The organism is Sphingomonas sp. PP-CE-3G-477 (assembly GCF_003050745.1).
In the GTDB taxonomy this organism is placed as follows: Bacteria; Pseudomonadota; Alphaproteobacteria; order Sphingomonadales; family Sphingomonadaceae; genus Sphingomonas.
Genome location: NZ_QAOF01000006.1, coordinates 177,194 through 195,551 on the forward strand (window position 1 = coordinate 177,194; position 18,358 = coordinate 195,551).

General features: G+C 66.6%; 15 protein-coding genes. 7 read left to right on the forward strand and 8 right to left on the reverse strand.

From position 1 onward, the window contains the following. Nucleotides 1–96 precede the first annotated feature (96 nt). From glf to C8J45_RS13560, 6 genes are all read left to right on the forward strand, one after another. A complete protein-coding gene (gene glf, locus C8J45_RS13540) occupies nt 97–2,295 on the forward strand; it encodes a UDP-galactopyranose mutase (RefSeq protein WP_107963728.1) in 2,199 nt (732 codons plus the stop codon). Beyond that, nucleotides 2,292–4,355, forward strand: coding sequence for a glycosyltransferase (locus tag C8J45_RS13545; protein WP_219907376.1), 2,064 nt, complete (start codon nt 2,292–2,294; stop codon nt 4,353–4,355). The genes glf and C8J45_RS13545 overlap by 4 nt, the downstream gene beginning before the upstream one ends. Next, complete coding sequence (locus tag C8J45_RS19410) at nt 4,348–5,448, forward strand: zinc-binding alcohol dehydrogenase (protein WP_219907377.1); 1,101 nt, start codon at nt 4,348–4,350, stop codon at nt 5,446–5,448. The genes C8J45_RS13545 and C8J45_RS19410 overlap by 8 nt, the downstream gene beginning before the upstream one ends. Beyond that, entirely contained in the window at nt 5,445–7,694 is a 2,250-nt protein-coding gene (locus C8J45_RS13550) for a glycosyltransferase family 4 protein (RefSeq protein ID WP_107963672.1), read from the forward strand. The genes C8J45_RS19410 and C8J45_RS13550 overlap by 4 nt, the downstream gene beginning before the upstream one ends. 253 nt (nt 7,695–7,947) lie before the next feature. Next, nucleotides 7,948–8,148 carry a 30S ribosomal protein S21 gene (rpsU, locus tag C8J45_RS13555; RefSeq protein ID WP_031393196.1) on the forward strand — a complete coding sequence of 67 codons (201 nt, stop codon included), beginning with the start codon at nt 7,948–7,950 and terminating at the stop codon, nt 8,146–8,148. A 282-nt stretch (nt 8,149–8,430) separates the two neighbouring features. After that, nucleotides 8,431–9,069 carry a DsbA family protein gene (locus tag C8J45_RS13560; RefSeq protein WP_107963673.1) on the forward strand — a complete coding sequence of 213 codons (639 nt, stop codon included), beginning with the start codon at nt 8,431–8,433 and terminating at the stop codon, nt 9,067–9,069. 102 nt (nt 9,070–9,171) lie between these two features. Here C8J45_RS13560 and C8J45_RS13565 read toward each other — a convergent pair whose 3' ends face one another. Next, entirely contained in the window at nt 9,172–9,546 is a 375-nt protein-coding gene (locus tag C8J45_RS13565; RefSeq protein ID WP_107963674.1) for a helix-turn-helix domain-containing protein, read from the reverse strand. Between the two features lie 88 nt (nt 9,547–9,634). Here C8J45_RS13565 and C8J45_RS13570 point away from each other — a divergent pair, with 88 nt between their 5' ends. Continuing rightward, nucleotides 9,635–10,195 (forward strand): FMN-dependent NADH-azoreductase, encoded by a 561-nt coding sequence (locus C8J45_RS13570; protein WP_107963675.1) that lies wholly within the window; start codon nt 9,635–9,637, stop codon nt 10,193–10,195. Nucleotides 10,196–10,357: 162 nt separating this feature from the next. On the opposite strand, the gene C8J45_RS13575 is transcribed toward C8J45_RS13570, so the two are convergent. The 7 genes from C8J45_RS13575 to C8J45_RS13605 all read right to left on the reverse strand — a co-directional run bounded on the left by C8J45_RS13575 (nt 10,358) and on the right by C8J45_RS13605 (nt 18,264). Beyond that, nucleotides 10,358–11,767, reverse strand: a complete 1,410-nt coding sequence (locus tag C8J45_RS13575) for a PepSY-associated TM helix domain-containing protein (protein WP_107963676.1) — start codon at nt 11,765–11,767, stop codon at nt 10,358–10,360. A gap of 43 nt (nt 11,768–11,810) precedes the next feature. Then, complete coding sequence (locus C8J45_RS13580; protein WP_107963677.1) at nt 11,811–14,018, reverse strand: TonB-dependent siderophore receptor; 2,208 nt, start codon at nt 14,016–14,018, stop codon at nt 11,811–11,813. A gap of 62 nt (nt 14,019–14,080) precedes the next feature. Next, nucleotides 14,081–15,226, reverse strand: coding sequence for a GTP-binding protein (locus tag C8J45_RS13585; protein ID WP_107963678.1), 1,146 nt, complete (start codon nt 15,224–15,226; stop codon nt 14,081–14,083). After that, entirely contained in the window at nt 15,223–16,062 is an 840-nt protein-coding gene (locus C8J45_RS13590; protein ID WP_107963679.1) for a nickel permease, read from the reverse strand. The genes C8J45_RS13585 and C8J45_RS13590 overlap by 4 nt, the downstream gene beginning before the upstream one ends. Next, a complete protein-coding gene (locus C8J45_RS13595; protein ID WP_107963680.1) occupies nt 16,059–16,268 on the reverse strand; it encodes a DUF1289 domain-containing protein in 210 nt (69 codons plus the stop codon). The genes C8J45_RS13590 and C8J45_RS13595 overlap by 4 nt, the downstream gene beginning before the upstream one ends. Then, entirely contained in the window at nt 16,265–17,293 is a 1,029-nt protein-coding gene (locus C8J45_RS13600) for a WD40 repeat domain-containing protein (RefSeq protein WP_107963681.1), read from the reverse strand. The genes C8J45_RS13595 and C8J45_RS13600 overlap by 4 nt, the downstream gene beginning before the upstream one ends. After that, entirely contained in the window at nt 17,290–18,264 is a 975-nt protein-coding gene (locus C8J45_RS13605) for a GTP-binding protein (RefSeq protein WP_258191451.1), read from the reverse strand. Before C8J45_RS13605 ends, C8J45_RS13600 begins: the two co-directional genes overlap by 4 nt. Nucleotides 18,265–18,358: the final 94 nt, after the last annotated feature.

Here is an 18,358-nt window from a genome sequence, read left to right on the forward strand (position 1 = left end):
CTAACACCCTCGAAGTCCGACGATGCCGCCCCGCCGCCGCTGATCTGCTTCTCGCACCTGCGCTGGGATTTCGTCACGCAGCGCCCGCAACATCTGATGAAGCGGTTCGCGCAGAGTCACAGCGTGTACGTTTGGGAAGAACACATCCCCTGCGACCACCCGCTGCCGTTCCTCGAACACCACCCCTTCCCCGCCGATAACGTCATCGCGCTACGGCCACGCCTCCCGCATTGGTGGAACGCCGACCAAGTCGAGGCGGGCTTGCGGCAACTCCTCGACATGCTGGTCGCGACGAGCGTTCGCGAGAAGCCGGTGCTCTGGTTCTCCACTCCAATGATGCTCCCGTTCGCCGAGCATCTGGACGCCGCCGCGGTCGTCTACGACTGCATGGACGAACTGTCCGCGTTCCGCTTCGCCGACCCCGCCTTGCTCGACCGCGAAGCCAGGCTGCTCACGCGCGCCGACCTTGTCTTCACTGGCGGCTACAGCCTCTATGAGGCCAAGCGCGGCCGTCACCGCGACGTCCACGCCTTTCCCTCCGCCGTCGACGTCGCGCACTTCGCCCAAGCGCGCACTGGCAACATTGAACCCGAAGACCAGCGCCATATCTCTGGCCCGAAACTCGGCTTCTTCGGCGTCATCGACGAACGCATCGATCTCGCATTGCTCGACGCGGTCGCCGCTGAACGGCCCGACTGGTCGTTCGTGATGATCGGCCCGGTCGTGAAGATCGACCCCGCGCACCTGCCACGCCGCGCCAACATCCACTGGCTCGGCGGACGCGACTACGATGAACTCCCCGCCTATCTCTCCGGCTGGGACGTCGCGCTGATGCCCTTCGCGATCAACGCCGCGACCCGCTTCATCAGCCCGACCAAGACCCCCGAATATCTCGCCGGCGGCCTGCCCGTCGTCTCGACGCCGATCGTCGACGTGATCCGCCACTATGGCGACGCAGCGGCGGTCGCGATCGCCGCCGACGCGCCCGCGTTCGTCACCGCCTGCGAGGCCGCCCTTGCCCTCCCCCGCCAAGGCGAATGGCGCGACGAAGCCGACCGCCTGCTCGCCACACAATCCTGGGACCGGACCCAAACCGCCATGGCAACCGAGATTGACCGCATTCTAAGCGAGGACAAATACGCTCCCGCCTCGAAGCGCGAACGCTACGACACGCTGATCGTAGGCGCAGGCTTTGCCGGTTCAGTCCTCGCCGAACGCCTGGCCAGCGACAGCGGCCAGCGGGTCCTCGTCGTCGACCGCCGCCCGCACATCGGCGGCAACGCGTATGACGAGCATGACGCGGCTGGCGTGCTGATTCACCGCTACGGCCCGCACATCTTCCACACCAATTCCGCCGACGTGTTCGACTATCTGTCGCGCTTCACCGCGTGGCGCCCGTACGAACACCGCGTCCTCGCCAGCGTCGATGACAAGCTCGTCCCGATGCCGATCAACCGCACCACCTTGAACGCACTCTACGGCCTGTCGCTCAAGGACGACGCGGAAGCGGCTGCCTTCCTTGCCAGCCGCGCGGAATCGGTTGAGGACATCCGCACCTCCGAGGACGTCGTCGTCGCCGCGGTCGGCCGCGATCTCTACGAGACGTTCTTCCGCGGCTACACGCGGAAGCAATGGGGCCTCGACCCGTCCGAACTCGACCGCGCCGTCACCGCGCGCGTGCCGACCCGCACCTCGACCGACGACCGCTATTTCACCGATAAATTCCAGGCGATGCCTGCGAACGGCTACACCCGGATGTTCGAGGCTATGCTCGATCACCCCGGCATCACGCTCGATCTCGGCGTCGAATATCGCGACGTGATCGACCGCATCGACGTCGACCACATCGTCTTCACCGGCCCGATCGACGAGTATTTCGACTTCCGCTTCGGCAAGCTCCCCTATCGCAGCCTCCAGTTCCGGCACGAGACGCACGACGTCGCGCAGTTCCAGCCAGTCGCGGTCGTCAACTATCCCGACGAGGCCGTGCCGCAGACGCGCATCACCGAATACAAGCACCTGACCGGCCAGCTCCACGCGAAGACCAGCATCAGCTACGAATTCCCGAGCGCGGAAGGCGACCCCTATTACCCGATCCCCCGCCCCGAGAACCAGGCGCTATTCAAACGTTACGAGGCGCTCGCCGATGCAGAGGAAGGCGTGACCTTCGTCGGCCGGCTCGCGACGTATCGCTACTACAATATGGACCAGGTCGTCGGGCAGGCACTCGCCACCTATCGCCGCATGGTCGCGAAGTCCGCGGTCCTCGAAACCCCCGTGATGGCCGCCGAATGACCCGCATCTGCCTGCTGACCGACAGCCTCGCCCCGTCCGGCGTCGGCGCGCACATGATGACCCTCGCCGAGGGATTGGGCGGAGACGAGATCGTCGTCGCCGCGCGTCCCGGCACAGGCCTGCTCGAACACGCCGCCGCCAGGGGTTATGCGGTGAAAGCGCTCGACGACGATGCCAACCTCGCGCGCTGGCTCGACCGCGCGGCACCCGACATCGTCCACGTCCACGCCGGTATCGGCTGGGAAGGTCACGCCGCCGTCCGCGCCGCACACGCCGCCGGCGTTCCGGTTATCCGCACCGAACACCTCCCCTATCTCCTCACCGACCCCGCCCAGCGCGACGAGCACCGCGACACCTCCGCAACACTCGCGCGCCTGATCTGCGTCTCGGACGCAGTCGGCGACAGCCACCGCGCAGCCGGCGTCGATCCGGCACTCGTCGCAACGATCCACAACGGCGTCGGCGCGCACAAACCCTCGCGCTCCCGCGAAGCCCTCCGCAGCGAATGGGGCGTCGGCAATGCCCCCGTCCTGCTCATGGTAGCACGCTTCGCCGAGCAAAAGGGCCACGCGCTCCTGCTCGATGCGCTGCCAGCAATCCGCGCCGCACAACCGGACGTGATCGTGCTGCTCGCCGGCGAAGGCCCCCTCCTCACCCAGACCGCACGCGCCATCGCCGCCAAAGGGCTGGCCGGTACCGTCCGCATGCTCGGCACCCGCAGCGACGTCGCCGACTTGATGACGCTGGCCGACCTGCTCGTCCTTCCGTCGGCGTTCGAAGGCCTGCCGCTGGTCGCGCTCGAAGCGATGGCCGCCGGCCTGCCCGTCGTCGCCACCGTCGCGCCCGGCAATGCCGAAGCGATCGAGGACGGCGTCACCGGTCGCCTGACCGCCGCGGACCCGGCCAGTTTCGCCGATGCGATCGTCACGTTGCTCGCCGACCGCGACGGCCTCAAGACAATGGCCAGCGCCGCGATCGAGCGCCAGCAAGACCTATTCTCGGCCGATCGCATGATCGCCGACACGCGCGCGGTCTACGCCGCGGTGCAAGACCAAAATACAAAGGGAGACGGCGTGGAGCGGACACGGATCGGGTTCATCGGCGCAGGCGGCATCGCCAATCGCCATTTCGGCGTGCTGGAGCAATTCGACGACGTCGCGATCGTCGCCGTCGCCGACGTCGACATGGCCCGCGCCACCGAGGCCGCCGGCCGCTTCGGCGCGCGCGCGTTCGACGATGCCTCCGCAATGTTGGCCACAGTCGAACTCGACGCGCTCTACATCTGTGTGCCCCCCTTTGCGCACGGTGAACCCGAACGCCTTGCGATCGAGCACAAGCTCCCGTTCTTCGTCGAGAAGCCTGTCGCGCTAGACCTCGGCACCGCGGAAGATGTCGCGGCGGCAGTCGACCGGCTCGGCCTGGTGACCGCGGTCGGCTATCACTGGCGCTATCTCGACACGGTGGACGAAGTGAAGGCGCTGCTCTCCGCGACCCCCGCCCGCCTTCTCTCCGGCTATTGGTTAGACTCCACGCCGCCGCCGCGCTGGTGGTGGAAGAAAGACGCGTCGGGCGGCCAGATGCTCGAACAGACGACGCATCTCGTCGATCTCGCGCGCTATCTCGTCGGCGACGTCGTCCGCGTCTACGGCCAGTCGGGCCACATCGACCGCGCCGCCTTCCCCGGCCTAGACGTCGCCACCACCAGCACCGCGATGCTCACCTTCGCCAGCGGCGCGATCGCCAACTTCGCGTCGACCTGCCTGCTCAACTGGAACCACCGCGTCTGCCTCCACCTCTTCGGCGAAGGCCTTGCGATCGAACTCACCGACCGCGACGTGATGATCGACATCGGCCGCGGCCGCCCGGTCCGCGGCACCGGCAGCGATCCGGTCGTGCTGGAGGATCGCGACCTCATCGACGCGGTCCGCGGCGGAGAAAACCGGATCCGCTGTCCCTACCCCGCCGCGCTCGAAACGCTCCGCCTCGCGTTGGCGATCGAACGCTCCGCCGTCGAAGGTCGCGCGATCGACGTCCGCGAACGGGAGGTGGCGCATGTCTGAGTGGCGCCACGTCCGCTCGCTCGGCGTCGAACGCCCCGGCCAGGCCTATTTCTTCGGCTATGACGAAGCACCCCCAGGCGACGGCCAGGTCCGCCTCGACCTGCTCTACACCGGGTTCTCCGCCGGGACCGAACTCACCTTCGTCAAGAACAGCAACCCGTATCTCCACTCACGCTGGGACGCAGGGCGCGGCGTGTTCGTCCCCGGCGAGCCGAGCGCGCACTATCCGGTGCCGTTCCTTGGCTACATGGAATGCGCGCGCGTCAGCGACAGCCGGGTCGATGATTTCGCCAACGGTGACATCGTCGGCACCGTCTTCGGACACAAGACCGGCCACACCGCGGATCCGTTCAACGACCTGCTGACCAAGCTCCCGCCCGAACTCGATCCGATCCTCGGCATCTATATCGGCCAGATGGGTCCGATCGCCGCCAACGGCATTCTCCACGCGGACGCCGAACTACTCGGCCCCAATGTCGTCAACCTTGGCGACGGCATCCGCGGCCGCCCCGCCTTGGTGATAGGCGCAGGCATCGTCGGCATGCTGACCGCCCTGTTCGCGCAAGCCGCCGGCGCCAGCGAAGTCGTGATCGCCGACCCGTCCCCCTTCCGCCGCCTGCGCGCCGAATGCCTCGGCATCACCGCGATGACCGAGGACCAGGCCTGGGCCTACGCCAAGGCACGCTGGATCCACGGCGGCGACGATCGCGGCGCGGACGTCGTGTTCCAGACTCGCGCCGACGCCGCCAGCCTCCACGCCGCGATGCGCGCGCTGAGGCCACAAGGCACGGTGATCGATCTCGCTTTCTACCAGGGCGGCGCCGACCGGCTCCGGCTCGGCGAGGAATTCCACCACAACGGCCTCAACCTCCGCTGCGCCCAGATCAACCGCGTCCCGCGCGGGCTAGGCTTCCAATGGGATCGCCGCCGCCTTGCGAACGAGACGGTAAAGCTGCTCCTCGCCCGCGGCCCCGAGATCCGCGCGCAACTCATCACGCATGTCGTGCCCTATGACGACGCCCCAGCCTTCATCGCGCGGCTGGTCGGCGAGCGGCCCGAATTCCTCCAGATCGTCTTCAAGGTCGGCGATTGAGTACCGCACTCACTGCCGACACCCGACCGATCCGCATCCTGTTCGTCTTCGCCTGGCTCGTCGTCGGCGGCGAAGAGACGGAGGTGCGCCTGCTCGCCCAGGCGCTGGACCCGACGCGCTACCGGATCGAGGTTGTCGCCTGCTTCCGGACAGACGGCATGCCCGAGCAGACTCACGCGCAATTGGAAGCGATCGGCGTCCCCGTCGATCGCACGCCCTACGCGCTCGGCTTCGACGAGACCGTCGCCTACCTCGCTAGCAAGCTGCCCGCGTACGACATCGTCATCTCGTGCCAGAACGTCGCGGACATCTATCCCGCGTTCGAACGCATGCACCTCCGGCCGCCGTTGATCGAGCATGGTGGCCTCGTCTCCGAAGCGCTCGCCGGCCCCAAGCATTTCACCGCGCGCTATGTCGGCGTCTGCGCCTCGATCCGCGACGCCGCCGCCGGCCGCATGCCCGGCCGCGAACACCACGCGATCGAGATCCCGTCGATGGTCGACACGCGCGCCTTCGACCCTGCGCGTCGCGCTCCCGTGCGCGCGACACTCGGCATAGCCGAAAACGTACCGCTGATCGGCTGGCTAGGCCGGCTCGACCCGAAAAAGCGCGTCGAAGACTTCGTCGAAGCCGCCGCGATCGTCCACGCCCGCCACCCCCGCGCGCGCTTCGTCGTCATCGGCGGACCGGACGCCTTCATCCCCGAATATGCCGCCGCGCTCCGCAACCGTGCGCACGCGCTCGGCCTGGACACCGCGCTCACCTTCCTCGGCGACCGCGACGACGTGCCCGACCTGCTCGCCGCACTCGACATCTTCGTCTGGCTCTCGCGCGGCGAAGGCATGCCGCATGTCATCGCCGAAGCCGGCGCCGCACGCCTCCCCGTCATAGCAACGCGCGACAATGGCTCCGAACAACAGATCGTCGACGGGATCAGCGGCCTGTTCGTCCCCCATGAAGATCCACCCGCAGTCGCCGCCGCGATCACCAATCTGCTCGAAAACCCGGCACTCCGAACCCGCCTCGGCACCGCCCTCCGCGCCAAGGTCGACGGCGAGTACGCCGTCGCCGCCGTCGTCCCCCGCTGGGAAGCCCTGTTCGCCGAAGTCCTGTCCGACCGGCCGCCCCTTCCCCGCCCGACCAGACTCTTCCGAAGCTTCCTGCAAGGCGGTTTCGAATCCTCCACGCACCGCCGCGCGCACGACCGCAAGCGCGTCGACGTCATCGCCGCCAGCCATCACGACACCCTCGCCGCGCATGACTATGCCGAACTCGCCAAGCTTGGCATCCTGACGGTCCGCGACGGCCTGCGCTGGCATCTGATCGAGCTCGAACCCGGCCGCTACGACTGGTCCAGCCTCGATCGCCAGCTAGAAGCTTCCAAGGCGATTGGCACCGAAGTCATCTGGGACCTGCTGCATTACGGCTGGCCCGACGACATAGACATCTGGACGCCTGCGTTCGTCACGCGCTTTGCGGCCTTCGCCGCCGCCGCCGCGCGCCACATCGGCCCGGCCGCACCTGGCGAGACCCGCTTCTACGCCCCCGTCAACGAGATCTCGTTTTTCGCCTGGGGCGGCGGCGACGCAGCCTATCTCAACCCGTTCGCCCGAGACCGCGGCTACGAACTCAAGGTGCAACTCGCCCGCGCATCGATCGCCGCGATGGAGGCGATCCTCGCGGTCGACCCCGCCGCAAGGTTCGTCCACGCCGACCCGGTCATCAACGTCATCACCGAGCCCGCCCGCCCGCACGACGCCCCCGCCGCCGAAGGCCACCGCCTCGCGCAATACCAGGCCTGGGACATGATCGCCGGCAAGGCTTGGCCACAGATCGGCGGCCGCGCGCCATTGCTCGATATCGTCGGCGTCAATTTCTACCACAACAACCAGTGGATCCACGGCGGCCCGCCGCTAGCCTACGATCACCCCCTCAGCCGCCCGCTCCACGCGATCCTCGCCGACGCCTACGCCCGCTACGGCCGCCCGATCTTCATCGCCGAAACCGGCATCGAAGGCAGCGCCCGCCCCGCCTGGCTCCGCATGATCCTGCGCGAAGTGAAGATCGCCCAGTCGCTCGGCGTGCCCGTCGAGGGCGTGTGCCTCTACCCGATCCTCGACCATCCGGGCTGGGACGACGATCGCTACTGCCCCAACGGCCTGCTCGCCTGCTCGCCGGTGCTCGCAGACCGCGTACCGGACGCCTTACTCGCCGACGTCATCCGGACTGCGACGCTCGGAGTATGATCTCCGCAACCCATTTCCGTATCGGCGGCCGACCAAAGCCTCCGGTAATGGCTATCGCCTGATCGTATCGAACGCCGTTTCCATTCCGTCGCAAATGGCATTTTGGTCGCTTACGTCCCGTGTGATCGGGAGTTCCCGTCGCCCACCCTCCTTCAAAAGGAGTCGGTCGGCACTACGCGAGCACTTGGCAATGTCCGTTCCCGATCATAAAGCGTCTGAGATTCGACCAACCCCCCGCCACGAGTTAACCACCATGCAGATCATCGTCCGCGACAACAACGTCGACCAAGCCCTCCGCGCCCTGAAAAAGAAGCTGCAGCGTGAGGGTGTATATCGCGAAATGAAGCTGCGCCGGCATTACGAGAAGCCGTCCGAGAAGCGGGCGCGTGAACATGCCGCGGCCGTCAGCCGTGCGCGCAAGGCGGATCGCAAGCGCGCCGAACGCGATAATTGAACGGTGACGCCGTCGTACCGGTGATAAGTCGCGGATAGCTGAGACCGCTCTGCTGATCCCTGACAAAGGTGCCTTTACCTTCGTCGGGACCTCGGCGGTCGCTGAGAACTGGAATTGCATCGCCCGCCGGTGGACCTCGTGGATACATGGAGTCGACTCGCGGGCACGCTGGTCGGCCCGGCTCTCGTCGACGTCGAGGGCACGGCACTCGTGCGTCCATCGTGTGCCTGCGACATACGGCACGCCTGGGTTTCTCGCCTACACGTTCCGGAGGCGCTGACGATGACGGCTCACTTCCTCTATCTGTTCGATCCGCTGTGTGGCTGGTGCTACGGCGCATCCGCCGGAATCGCTGCGCTGGCGAAGCATCCGGGCGTCACCGTCGAGACCCTGCCGACCGGCCTGTTCGCCGGCGATGGCGTCCGGACGCTCGGCAGCGAGATGCGCGACCATATCCTTGCCAGCGATCGCCGCATCGCGGCGCTGACCGGCGCCGTGTTCGGCGATCCCTATCGCGAGCGCATCGTCGGTGGCGCTGGCCTGACGCTCGACAGCAGTCACGCGACCCTTGCCCTTACCACCGTCGCCCAGACCGTGCCGGACCGTGAACTGGACGCCCTCCACACAATCCAGCGTGCACGCTACATCGAGGGGCGCGATATCGCCGACGTCTTCGTGCTGATCGACCTGCTGGTCGGCGCCGGGTTCGACGCTGCTGCGGTCATGCTCGCCAATCCCGATCCGGGGGTGCGCAAGGCGAACGCGCAACGACTGGAGCGCACGCGATCGGTGATGCAGCATTTCGGGATCGGCGGCGTCCCCGCACTGCTCCGAGTCGATGGCACCGCATTGACGCCCGTCGATGCGTCGACCCTGTACCGGGATCCGCTATCGCTGGCTTCGTCCCACCGCCTTGCGTGATCGGCCTCACGGAAACGCACCGTCTTTGCGTCAAGACGCCGCGGTTGGTCGAATCCGTAGCGGCACGTCCATCGAAAGACCAAAGGCGGTGGCCAAGTCCGTTCAATAGTCTTGCGCCTCGTCATATCGAGCACGTTTTTCGGCAATCTGGGACAGGTTGGCCCGGGCCCACAGGCCCAGTGCGACCACTGGCTTCGATAGGGAACGTCCGAGATCGGTCAGCGCATATTCGACCTGGGGTGGCACGGTCGGATGCACCGTCCTGCTGATCATCCCGTCGCGAGTGAGGTTTTTCAGCGTCCGCGTCAGCATTTGCTGGGAGATACCTTCGACAGCGCGCTTGATGTCGTTGAATCGATGCGGCCGCTCCTGGAGCGCCATGATGATTTGCACCGTCCATTTGTCGCCGATCCGCGAAAGTACGCCACTGATGCGCTGGCATTCGTCCTGATTCACAGGCCGCATAGTCTCACTCATCTGACCTGGTCCTCAAAATATGCGTTCTTGGCGAAGGCATGCGGGTCACATAGCTGGTGCAGGTCATTAATCCAGACCTGAGGTCAGCATGAAGATCCTTCATCTCGATACGAGCATCAACGGCGCAAACTCGGCGAGCCGGCGGATCGCCGCCGAAGTCGTCCGCAGTCTTGTCGCAAAAGCCCAGGATGCCACTACGGTCTACCGTGATCTCGCCGCGACACCGTTGCCGCATCTGACGCTGGCCGAGTTCGCTACCGATGCATCGCAAGAGGCGCTGGCCGAATTCAAGACGGCGGACGTGGTGGTTATCGGCACCGGCATGTACAATTTCACCGTACCGACCCAGTTGAAAGCCTGGATCGACCGCATTCTCGTCGCCGGCCAGACGTTCCACTATACTGAAGCAGGGCCGCAAGGACTCGTCGGGGGCAAGCGCGTGATCATCGTGCTTGCGCGCGGCGGCTTCTACGCGCCGGACTCACCCGCTGCTGCACTGGAACATGCGGAGACTTATCTGCGGGGCGTCTTCGCGTTCATCGGGGTCGACCACGTCCAGATCATCAACGCCGATGGCACCGCGATCCCCACGATGCGCGACGCTTCGATCCAACAGGCCGAGCAGCAGGCCGGTGCGATCGCCGCCTGATCTCTCCACTAGAATCGACAGAACTCGCCCGGTTCGAAGATCGATACGGCATATCGCAGACGCTTCGTGCCCCTTTCATGCGCGGTCGGTGGCTTTTTCAGCTGCCGGCCCCGCGCGTTGCCGCATTCGGATATCGCCACGGTCACCATCCGAGCGCGGCGCTCAGTTGATCCTGCGAAGTCGCTGGACGCTCAAGACCATGCCCGTGAGACTGAACAGGAAGCCGAACAGCAACAGGATCGACACCACCACCCGGCGGAGAAGCGGGTGCGTAGCGAAGCCTGGAAAGTTGAAGGTGTGGAGCGCGTAATACATCCAGGCGTAACGCGCGCGGCTGTCGTCCATCACCGTCAGCAAGCGACCGTCGACCCCGTCCGCATAGGCGTCGGGATATTTCCCACCCGTCAGAGTGACGCGCACTGCCGTCTCGGGCCACCCTTCCGCCATGGCATAGGTTGTGGTCGGATCGATCGGAGCAAGCCCGAAACCCGAGGCTGGAGGAAACGCATCGAGCAAGGCATTGCCGATCCTTTGACGGACGGCGGCGGGCGCCATCGGGGCATAATCGCGATCGTAGGTCCGCGCCGTACCGTCCGGTTGCCAGGCGACCAGCAGACTCCGACCGCCCACCGCCGTCAGGTCGATCTGCCTGGTGTCTGCCGGGACTCCAGCCGGAACCTCCGTGGGCAATGCATCGCGAAGTGCGACGCCGGCATAGCGGCTCGCCTGCGCGGCGATCGGCTGCCCGCGCGAGAACAGACGGCCATGGTCCATCGACAGCCAGCCGCTCAGCGTCCAGCTCAGGACGAATCCGCTTGCGAACAAACCGAGCAGATGATGCCACCGCATCCACCGTCTGCGGTACGGGGTCAGCGACGGCCTGTGCCGACGTCGTGCCGCCAGCATCCGCACGATTCCCAGGATCGTACCGGCGATCGCCACCAGCAGCGCCACGAATGACACGATCCAGACCGTCCGGTCCCACGCCGTGAAGCTCGACCGTAGCGGCGTGAAATACGCCCAGTGCAGTACCGCGCCGACCCAGTTCCACCCGCGATCGGCGGCATTGGTGCGTTGCACCAGTTCGCCGGTCTTCGCGGATAGATAGACGTTCGTGCGTCGCCCGTCGGCAACCGCAAGTCGGTAGAACGGACGAAGCGGATCGAACCGATCGTGAACGACCCACTGGTCGTAGGCGATCGCTACGCGCGAGGTCAGGCCGAAGGGGGCAGGCCAGTTCGCCGCAACCTGATCGGGCCCAAGATCGCGCAGCCGCCGCCCCGATCGCGCATCGATCGCGATCGTCCCTTCCGGCGTCGTAGCGATGTACGCCGGCGCCTCGCCGCGCTGGACGAGCCGCAACGCCGTCGGCCGTCCTGCCGCTATCGCTGCCGCACGCGGTGATATCGTCACTGCGCGAAGGTCGATCGGTGGCTCCAGCCGCAGTTGGTCGGCATGCGACAATGACGGGAACGGCTTGAACAGCAAGACCGCCCCGCTCGCGAACCAGAGTGCGAAGACCAGACAGGTGGCGACGCCGAGCCAGCGGTGGAACCAGACGAGCTTTCGCATCGCCTCGCGCCGCAATGTCTTCTCGCCCCGCCACGCCTTCGCCCTAGAACCGGGCAAGCACGCTCACCTCGAACCGGCGCGGCTCGCCCAGCATGACCTGCGCGGGATAATAGATGTCCGCCCACTGTACGAAGGTCGTGTTCCAGACATTGTTGACGCGCCCGGTCAGCGACCAGCGCGGCGTCAAGGCATAGGTCGCGTAGACGATGCCCGTCGCATAGGGCTTCAGCACGAGATCGTTGGCGGTATTGCCATAGCGCTTGCCGACATATTTGACTCCCCCGCCCGCCTCCAGCGGCAGTCCGGCGATGTGCTGCACCGTCGTCCAGATGTTGCCGACCCACCGCGGCACGTTGGGCGGGGTGTTGCCCGACGCCGCGATCCCGTAGTTCGGATCGACGAAGTTGCCGTAGGCCGCATCGACATAGGTGCCATTGGCGATCACCGCCCACGCGGGTGTCACACGCATCTCGCCCGACACCTCGATCCCGCGCGACGTCTGGCGGCCGACGTTGCCGACGGTGTCGATCGCGACCTGGGTGAGGATATTCTCGCGCTTGATGTCGTACACCGCGAGCGTGAGCGATCCCCTGCCCTTCATCAGATCGGCTTTCAGCCCGGCCTCGATCTGGCGCGACGCGCTCAGCTGGAAATTCTGGCCGGCGTTGACCAGGAAGATGTTGGCGCCGACCGGGTCCTTGCCGGTGCTGTACGAGGCGTAGGCGGTGACGCTCGGCGCAACGTCGTAGACGAGGCCCGCGCGCCAGTTGAACAGCCGGTAGGTCCGGTCGAAGCTCGACGCGGCGCTGAAGCTGCCATCGACGCTGAAATTCTCGCGCGTGAAATACAGGCGTTCGGCGCGCACGCCGGTCACCAGCTTGAGCGACGGCGTGAGGTCGAGCGCATCCTCGCCGAACAGCGCGATCTGATCCCAGCGGGTCGGCGACACGCGCTTGTCGATCGCACCGAAAAGACCGGGGCTGGGGTTCAGCGGATCGACGCTGTCGCCGTCGGGAAAGCCACGGCTGCGGACGAAATCGAGATGGCTGTAGTCGATGCCGACGACCAGCGTGTTCGCAAGTCCGAACACCGTGTCCTTGTGTGTCAGGCTGAACCGATCGCCGAACAGGTCCTGATTGTGGAACACGAAGAAGCGGTCGCGGTCGATCAGCTTGGTGGTGGTGTCGAAGACATAGTTCTCGGCGTTGATCCATTGCCGGTCCGCGTGGAAATAATATGCCGTATTCGACAGGCTGAGATGGTCGGAAGGCGACCAGTCGATCACGAGCCGCGGCCACACCTGCCAGCTCTTCGCGCGGTTGTCCGACACGTTGTAATTGATGAAGCGTGTCCGGCGATCGACGACATCGCCATTGGCCGCCGACAGGATTCCACCGATCGGATCCGCGGCAAACGATGCCGGGACCAGCGGCGTGCCGAAATAGGTGGACAGGTTGTCCTCGAGATAATCGACGCTGAACGCGATCGACAGCGTGTCGCGCGGCTTGAACAGCACCGCACCGGTGGCGTTGAACGAGGTGGAACCGGCGCGATCGACGAAGCCGTCGGTGCGATGATAGCTGACGTCGGCGCGAGCGGCGAGCGTATCGCCGATCCGGTGATTGCCGCCGAGGCCGACGCTGGCGGTATCGAACGACGCATAGGAGGCGAGCGCCTGGAGGCTGTCGGCGGTGAAATCCGGGCTCTTGTTGACGATGTTGACGGCGCCGCCGATCGCGCCCTGCCCGTACAACACCGAGGCGGGCCCCTTGAGCACCTCGATGCCGGCGATGTTGAAGGTATTGCCCGGCCGGTTGATCATGTTCGCGGGCCCCAGATACAACCCGTTGTGCAGCACCGTGATCTGCTCGCCGGTAAAGCCGCGCATCGAGAACAGCGAGGGATCGCCCGGCGAGCCGCCCGAGGTGACGCCCGGCAGGCTGACCGTCGCCTCCTCGACGGTCCGAAACCCGCGGGTCAGGATCTCGTCAGCGCCGATCCGGTCGATCGTTGCAGGCGTCTTGCGGTTCGACAACCCGAGGCGGCTTCCCGTCGGCGCTGCGACGTCGAGCTGCCGCAGCCGCCAGCCGGTGACGGTGATGTCCTCGCCCGCACCCGTCACGGGTCGCGGTGTCGCCGGCTCGCGGTCCTGGGCGAGTCCGGTCGTCGCCCAGCACAACGCCGTGGCGGCCGCGGCGCCGCGTGCCCATGAGTATCCAATCGTCGCGCGCACCGTTGTTCCCCGTTTCATGTCGTCTTCCCGCCCCTGTGGTCGTCGCCAGCGTCGCAGCGATCGTGATGTGCGTCGGTCGCTTACGCGATCAGTCCATCGCCTGCCCCGGGGGTCGTGCCGTCCCGTCCGACCAGACCGAAATGCTCCAGCCCGAGCGTCATCAGGGTCAGGGTGCCGCGCAGATCGGCTTCGTCGAGATCGCGCGTGATGAACACGATCCGGCTCCGGCGATCGTCGCTCGGCCATGCGTCGAGCCGGACCGGCGGGTGGAAGATATGCTGGACGCCGTGGATCACCATCGGTCGATCGACGCCCTCGACGTTGACGATGCCCTTGACGCGCAGGATATCGGCGCCCTTGAACATCGTCAGGATGCCCAGCCAGCGCTCGAACGCGAGCGCCGGCAGCGGGGCGTCGAACGTCAGGCAGACGGCCCGGATCCGGTCGCCGTGGCGATCGACGTCGTGATGGTGCCCGTGATGATGGCCGTGGCCGTGGCCCGGCCCATGTCCATGGCCATGATCGGCGCCCGCATAGGCTTCGGCATTGAGCCAGCGGCGGACGTCGTGGCTCTTGGTCGTCGGATCGTACAGCCCGGCTTCGAACAGCAGCGCCGGATCGACCGCGCCATCGACCGATATCGTGATCGGCGCCGCGGGGTTGAGCGCATGCAGGCGCGCTTCCAGCGTCGCCCGCTCCGCCGCACCGACGAGATCGGTCTTGGTCAGCAGCAGCCGGTCCGCGACCGCGGCTTGCTTGATCGACTCCTCCTGCGAATCGAGCGTCGCCATTCCCGTCGCCGCATCGACCGTGGTGATGACCCCGTCGAGCCGGTACAGCGTCTGCAGCCGTTCGTCGGTCATCAGCGTGTGCAGGATCGGTGCGGGATCGGCGAGCCCCGTCGTCTCGATCACCACGCGATCGAACCAGCACTTGCCGTCGCGCGCGAACCGCCAGGGGGCCTCGCGCAGCGTCCGCAACAGGTCGCCGCGGATGGTGCAGCACAAACAGCCGCCCATCATCTCGACTACCATGTCGTCCTGGCTGCGGACGATCAGGTCGTGGTCGAGGCCGATCGACCCGAATTCATTGATGATGACCAGCGCCCGCGCCATCCGCGGATCGCGCACCAGCCGATTGAGCACCGTCGTCTTGCCGCTGCCGAGGAAGCCCGTCAGGACCGAGACGGGGATCAGCGCCCCCGGTCCGCTCAGCAGGCGCGTCATACCGAACCTCCGGACACGGGCCGAAGGTCGATGCTGCGCGCGATCCATGCGCCCCGTGCGAGCGATAGCGCGACGAGCGTCGCTGCACCGACACCGATCGCGGTAAAGGTCCGATCGTCGATGGCTACGGCATAGCCCGCCGCCTCGAACGCCGCGAACATTGCCATGCCGTACGACAGGCCGACGATCAGCCAGCCGACCCCGCGGCGATACCGCATCACCGAACTGCCCGCGCCCCGGCCTGCCCCCTGGCTCGATCGCAGCAGGCGGCTGACGATCTGGCTGTCGAGCGTATCGGCGAGCACCATGCCGACCGTGAACGCCAGCGCGATGCCGGCGGCGGCGGCCGGCCCGCCCCGGGTCGTCGCCGCCGCGCCCCAGGCCGCAGCCTGCGTCGCGGTATCGAACACCAGCCCGAACACCATGCCGATGGCGACGACCGCGGCGGGGTGCGTGCTGGACCGGAGCGATCGCGGTACCAGGCCCGCGCGCCACCCGACCGGCGCATAGTCACGATGCCGCAACAGCGCGGCAAGATTGAGCGTGCCGACGAGGATCAGCAACGCGATCACCATCGTATCGACCAGCAGCGCGGCCCAGCTCGGGACCACGATCCAGTGCGCGAACAGCGAAACGCCGATCGCCACGCTCGCCACCGCCAGACTGTGGCCGAGCGCGAACAGCGTGCCGGTCCAGGGCGACAGCCGCGGCCGCTCCTCGACCATGCGGAAGACGATATTGTCGATCACCGCGACATGATCGGGATCGAGCCCGTGGCGCAGCCCGAGGACGAACATCAGGCCCAGCGTGGGCACCGCAAACGTGGAGTCTATCATGATGGGTCTTCCAGATCCGGGTGGGCGGCAACGATGCCCCGCGCCGCCAGCTTGGCGAGGCGCCGGGGCAGGTCGGCCTGGATACCCAGCAAGGTCGGTCGCGCCGCCTTGCGCCAGCCGCGACATTCGACCTGAGTCCGACCGCAGGCGACGCACCAGCCGGTCCGGCCGTCGAAGCGGCAGATATCGATGCACGGGCTCTTCACGCGCGTACGGCCATGTCGAGGATGCCGATCCTGCCGTCCCGGTCGCCCCAGCCGAGCCGGGTGCCCGCGTCGTTCCAGCACAGCGCGGTGATCGCCGAACCGTCATCATCGACCAGCAGCGGGCGATCGTCGCCGGTCTGGGTCAGGACGACGACGCCATCGTCGTAACCGACCGCCAGCAAATCGCCACGAGGATGGAAGGCGACGCGCGTGACGATCGTGCCTCGCCGCTCGGCCAGCAGCAACGCCGGCTTGTCCATCGGGCCGTCCTCGCCGTCGAACGGCCACAGGATCGCGCACGCGTCGCCGCTCGTCGCCAGCCACGCGCCACGCCGATCCCACGAGAAGCTGCGCGTCTTGGCGGCATAGCCCGACATCCGCATGTCGCGCAGATCGGGCAGCCGCCAGCCATGCAGTCCGGTCTCCTGCAACGCGGTGACGACATGGCGACCGTCCGCGCTCATCGTGCAGGCGAGGTGCGCGCCGGCCCAATCGAGCGCAACCCGTCCGCTGCCCGCGGTCGAGGCATGGAACAGCGTCGCACCGTTGTAATGCGCGACGGCCAGCCGCTTGCCCTTGCCGTCGAGCGCGAGCCCGCCGATCGTCGAGCCGGTCGCATAGCGATGCGACGGTGCGGTCGCGCCGCGCTTCCAGACGACCGCCTCGCGGCCGACGCCGGCGACGATCAGGCCCGATGCCGGGCTCGCCACCAGATGCTCGACCCAGCGCCGTTCGAACCGTCCCAGCTCCAGAGTATCGCCACCCTTCATGACGCGGCACACCCGGCCATCGTCGCCACCGGTGACGATGGCGCGTCCGTCGGGATGACGGCACACCGCCAGAGTCGCGCCGCCGTGCACCGGATATGTGGCGACCTCGCCCGCATCGGTCATGTGCCGCACGCTGCCGTCGCCAAGAGTCAGCAGCGCGTCGTCGCCGAGCCAGAGGATCGCGGTTGCCTCCGCGCCGACCGCGACACGCCGGCCATGGCTTCTCACCAAGGGTGCATTCATCGCGTCGATCATGCGCTGGCAGGAACCGCACAGGCCTCGAACCCGGCCCGCAACGCGACGGGATCGAGGTTGCGACCGATAAACACCATCCGGCTGGTGCGGACCTCGTCCGGCTTCCAGTCGTGCTGATGGTCGCCGTCGAGCAGCATGTGAACGCCCTGCACGACGTAGCGCTGATCCTCGTCGGGGAAGGACAGCACGCCCTTCAATCGCAGGATGTCCTGCCCCTGCACGGCCGTCAGTTGACGCAGCCAAGGCATGAACAATTCCGGCCGGATCGCCATTGCCGAACGCAGCGATACCGAGGTGATCGAATCGTCATGCTCGTGATCGTTCTCCGACAGGAAATCGGGTTCGATCTGGAGTATGCGATCGAGGTCGAACGCGCCGCGTTCCAGCACCTCCTCGAGCGAGACGACACAGTTCCGGGTCTCGTGCACCCGGGCCTGCCCGTTGATCGCGCGGATGCGATGCCGCACCGTCTCGAGTTCCTGCGTCGTGACCAGATCGATCTTGTTGAGCAGGATCACGTCGGCAAAGGCGATCTGCTCCTCGGCCTCATGGCTGTCGTCGAGCCGTGCGAGGACGTGGCGCGCGTCGACGACCGTGACGATCGCGTCGAGGCTCGCGCGCGCACGAACGTCATCGTCCATGAAAAACGTCTGCGCGACGGGGGCGGGATCGGCGAGACCGGTGGTTTCGATGATGATCGCGTCGAAGCCGTCCTTGCGCTTCATCAGCCCTTCGATGATGCGGATCAGATCGCCGCGGACGGTACAGCAGATGCACCCGTTGTTCATCTCGAACACCTCTTCGTCGGCATCGACGATCAGGTCGTTGTCGATGCCGATCTCGCCGAACTCGTTGACGATGACGGCGTATTTCCGGCCATGATTCTCGCTGAGGATGCGGTTCAGCAGCGTCGTCTTGCCCGCCCCCAGATAGCCGGTGAGAACGGTGACGGGAATGAGAGGTGATGGCACGGCAGGTCCAATGCAATGGTATATCATCTCTCGATAGGCGAAATTGCGGATGGCTGCAATGGCCCGAGAGCGGAGTTTTTTGGCGCTGACCGAC